The organism is Microcystis sp. M53603_WE2, from assembly GCF_030065435.1.
Window position 1 is genome coordinate 1 of sequence record NZ_JASJFF010001332.1, and the last position, 3,376, is coordinate 3,376.

Below are 3,376 nucleotides of genomic sequence, written 5' to 3' on the forward strand. Positions count from 1 at the left end.
GATGTGGTTAATGTTACAACAGGAAGAACCGGATGATTATGTGGTGGCGACCAATGAAACCTATTCTATCCGGGAGTTTCTCGATATTTCTTTCCAATACGTTAATTTAAATTGGCAGGATTATGTGGAGTTTGATGAACGTTATTTGCGTCCAGCGGAAGTGGATTTATTGATAGGAGATTCCACAAAAGCCAGAGAGAAATTAGGTTGGCAGCCGTCGGTAACGTTCGAGGGACTGGTAAAATTAATGGTAGATGCGGATTTAGCGGCTTTGGGGATTAATCTTAATAACGGTGGTGATAGCGGACAGTTATTAAAAGATTTGGCTTATCTTCGCAATCGTTCAATGACAACTGTGGATTAAAGAGGTCAAAATATGCTGAATTTAAGCGAACAGAGAATCGTCGTCACCGGGGGGGCTGGATTTTTAGGTCGGCAAGTAGTTAATCAATTAATTGCAGCGGGGGCAAATCCCGAAAAAATTACAATTCCTCGGTCAAAGGATTGTGATTTAAGAGTTTGGGAAAACTGTCAACGTTTAGCCAACGAAGAAGATTTAATTATCCATTTGGCTGCCCATGTGGGAGGTATCGGTCTCAATCGGGAAAAACCCGCCGAATTATTCTATGATAATTTGATGATGGGAACCCAATTAATTCATGCTGCCTATCTAGCAGGAGTGCAAAAATTTGTCTGTGTGGGGACAATTTGTGCCTATCCAAAATTTACTCCAGTACCTTTCCATGAAGACGATTTATGGTCAGGATATCCCGAAGAAACCAATGCGCCTTATGGTATCGCTAAAAAGGCTTTATTGGTACAATTAGAGTCCTATCGTTTGCAGTATGGTTTCAACGGAATTTATCTTTTACCGGTAAATTTATACGGGCCAGAGGATAATTTTGATCCGGGTAGTTCCCATGTAATTCCTGCTTTAATTCGCAAGGTTTATGAGGCACAACAACGGGGGGATAAACAACTTCCTGTCTGGGGAGATGGTAGTCCAACCCGGGAGTTTCTCTACTCCACCGATGCAGCGCGAGGCATTGTCATGGCCAGTCAATTCTATAATGAATCAGATCCGGTTAATCTTGGTACAAATTATGAGATTTCTATCAAAGATTTAGTCGAATTAATCTGTGATTTAATGGGTTTTGATGGCGAAATTGTTTGGGAAATAGATAAACCGAATGGTCAACCGCGACGCTGTTTAGATACAACCCGCGCTAGGGAAAAATTCGGTTTTGTTGCTCAAATGGAATTTAAAGAAGGTTTGCGGAAAACCATTGAATGGTATCGACAAAACGCCGCTTAGTCCAGATAGCTGGTGTGTTAGATAAATAACTAACACACCAGATTTTTTTTCAGCTTACTGCCCGGTAAAATCAGAACGAAGGGTTAATTTTAAATCTTCCTTGGGGTTAATTGACAATAATTCCACCGATTCTCCTCGTAATAACCAACCGGCTAATACTTCTAATCCCCCTCCTCGTAATAATCCCTCGCTAACCGGTTGGTCAGAAGTAAAAGAAGCGAGGACAGAAGCGGCGGATTTTCCTAATACTGCACCCTGAATAATTTTATCGGGGTTAACTCCCTTAATTAGCCTTTCTAGACGAGTGAAAACTGCCGAAATAGCATCAATAGATTTTTCTTGGGGTTGACGGGTTTTTAAAAAGATTTTTTGGGATAAAAAACGCGAACCTTGACCATCAGGTTTAATTTCTCCGATAATCTGACTACCATCGGGAATAATTGTCTGTCCTTGGGAATTTTTGATATTATCGGTGACGGTCAGAGATAAAGAAAAAGTTTCTTGTTTGGTTAAAAGAATTTTTTCCCCTTGCTCGTATTTTACAGGGATGTCTGTGCCGGCAGGAATTAATTGATCATTCCCCAAAGGAATCGGTTTAATCGGGTTAATTGGGGCGAATTGACGTGCGATCGCAGGAGTCAAGGAAAGGGAGACCACAACGAAAGAAGCACTTAAAAGCATTGTTAATAGGGTCAGAGGATGATGACGACCCTGCTTTTGAAAATATAGCATCTTACCCTTGAGTTTCCTAGTGGGAGCGAATTAAAGACAGAGACGAAAGCGGAAAAAAGTTTGTTTCCAAGCAAGAAAATGCGGGAAAAAGGAGAATTTTAGCAAAAAATAACTGAGATTTCCTACTAACTGCCAGTTATTAGTTTATCTGGTCTATTGAAACGCCAAAACTCTTGATTTGTCCGCAGTTCTTAGTTTGGCACGGTTAATGGAGAACAAGAACTATTTCTGAGAAAATTATAGGTTCAATCCTATCAAAAAAAAATCACCCGATCGAATTAAAATCTCTGAAAAAATGTAACAATTGTGACAAAAAACTGAAGAAACCTCTGATCGGGTTGCCACCGATCCCAAACTCAGGACAAGGGGTCATCTAAACCTGGCCCCAGAGAAACGGCACACCTTCGCTTTCGGTTGAATTAACTCAGCACAATGAGGACAAGGAACCCTATCCCTGTCCTGTGATCGAACAGAAACAGTTCTCTCGCTATTCCAAGTCACGATCAACCCAAAAAGAGCCACTAGCACTCCAACTGCTGGATTAAAGGCCATCATTACAAACCCAAAAATCAGCATACTCAAACCAATAAATTTATCCATAAGCTCAGGGGAAGCGCATCTTAACAATCCTTGACAAAATGAACTTTGTGTGGGTTCCTTGCCCAGAGGACGATTCAGGCATATTTGAGGAGAATTTGTCATCTCAATTGTTAAGCAAAAATCGACCAAATGTTAAGATTTCGTAACTATTCTGATTGACTGATATCAGCTGAAATGCCCATGCGTATCACAAAATTGGCCAATTGTCAATAGCTTTTGAGATGCTCTCACCCTGTGGTCGCAATTCATCTCCCGTTAATTTCTGGTATATTTTTAATTAAGGAGAAATTTAACGGGAGTCCTCTTGCTCCATTTAGATAGGGGAGAGCGCGGGAAGTTTCCAAATATCATCCTTTTTGTCCTGTACTTAGGAGTAGATTATGTTTACTAAACTTAATAATTTGTGGAATCAGTTTTTCAGGAGATCAAGAAGGATTAATGATAAACCATTAAATAAAGTAAGTTTATTGGTAATAATAATTGTTGATATTTTCATCTTAGTTAATGTTTTTACAGGATTAGATGATATTAGTAGGTGGCATTTAAGCCCCCAACAAGTATATACTTGTTACAGCGAATGGCCAAGTTACAAGACAAATAATAGTCCAGATAGAGATTATGATTTAATTACAACTTTTTTAGTTGATTATAAAAATAATAATTATCAAGATGAAGAAATAGGACATTTAGGTAAAGTTTCTCCAATTTGTTTGCAATATGCTGATATTA

3 protein-coding genes and 1 pseudogene are annotated in these 3,376 nt (G+C 39.2%); 3 read left to right on the forward strand and 1 reads right to left on the reverse strand.

Annotated features, from left to right (window positions below; genetic code table 11):
* Both PX481_RS28010 and PX481_RS28015 read left to right on the forward strand, forming a co-directional pair.
* Positions 1 to 364, forward strand: a 364-nt coding sequence (locus PX481_RS28010; RefSeq protein ID WP_288097208.1) for a GDP-mannose 4,6-dehydratase, incomplete at its 5' end; no start/stop codon positions are given.
* 12 nt (positions 365 to 376) lie between these two features.
* Positions 377 to 1,315, forward strand: coding sequence for a GDP-L-fucose synthase family protein (locus tag PX481_RS28015; RefSeq protein WP_004159245.1), 939 nt, complete (start codon positions 377 to 379; stop codon positions 1,313 to 1,315).
* A gap of 54 nt (positions 1,316 to 1,369) precedes the next feature.
* On the opposite strand, the gene PX481_RS28020 is transcribed toward PX481_RS28015, so the two are convergent.
* Entirely contained in the window at positions 1,370 to 2,047 is a 678-nt protein-coding gene (locus PX481_RS28020) for a hypothetical protein (protein WP_353852240.1), read from the reverse strand.
* A gap of 980 nt (positions 2,048 to 3,027) precedes the next feature.
* Here PX481_RS28020 and PX481_RS28025 point away from each other — a divergent pair.
* A pseudogene (locus PX481_RS28025) lies at positions 3,028 to 3,376 on the forward strand (hypothetical protein); the annotation flags it as partial.

Bases quoted from the DNA above. Each gene is read 5' to 3' on its own strand.
- PX481_RS28015 (WP_004159245.1), top strand. From the start codon at position 377: ATGCTGAATTTAAGCGAACAGAGAATCGTCGTCACCGGGGGGGCTGGA.
- PX481_RS28020 (WP_353852240.1), bottom strand. From the start codon at position 2,047: ATGCTATATTTTCAAAAGCAGGGTCGTCATCATCCTCTGACCCTATTA.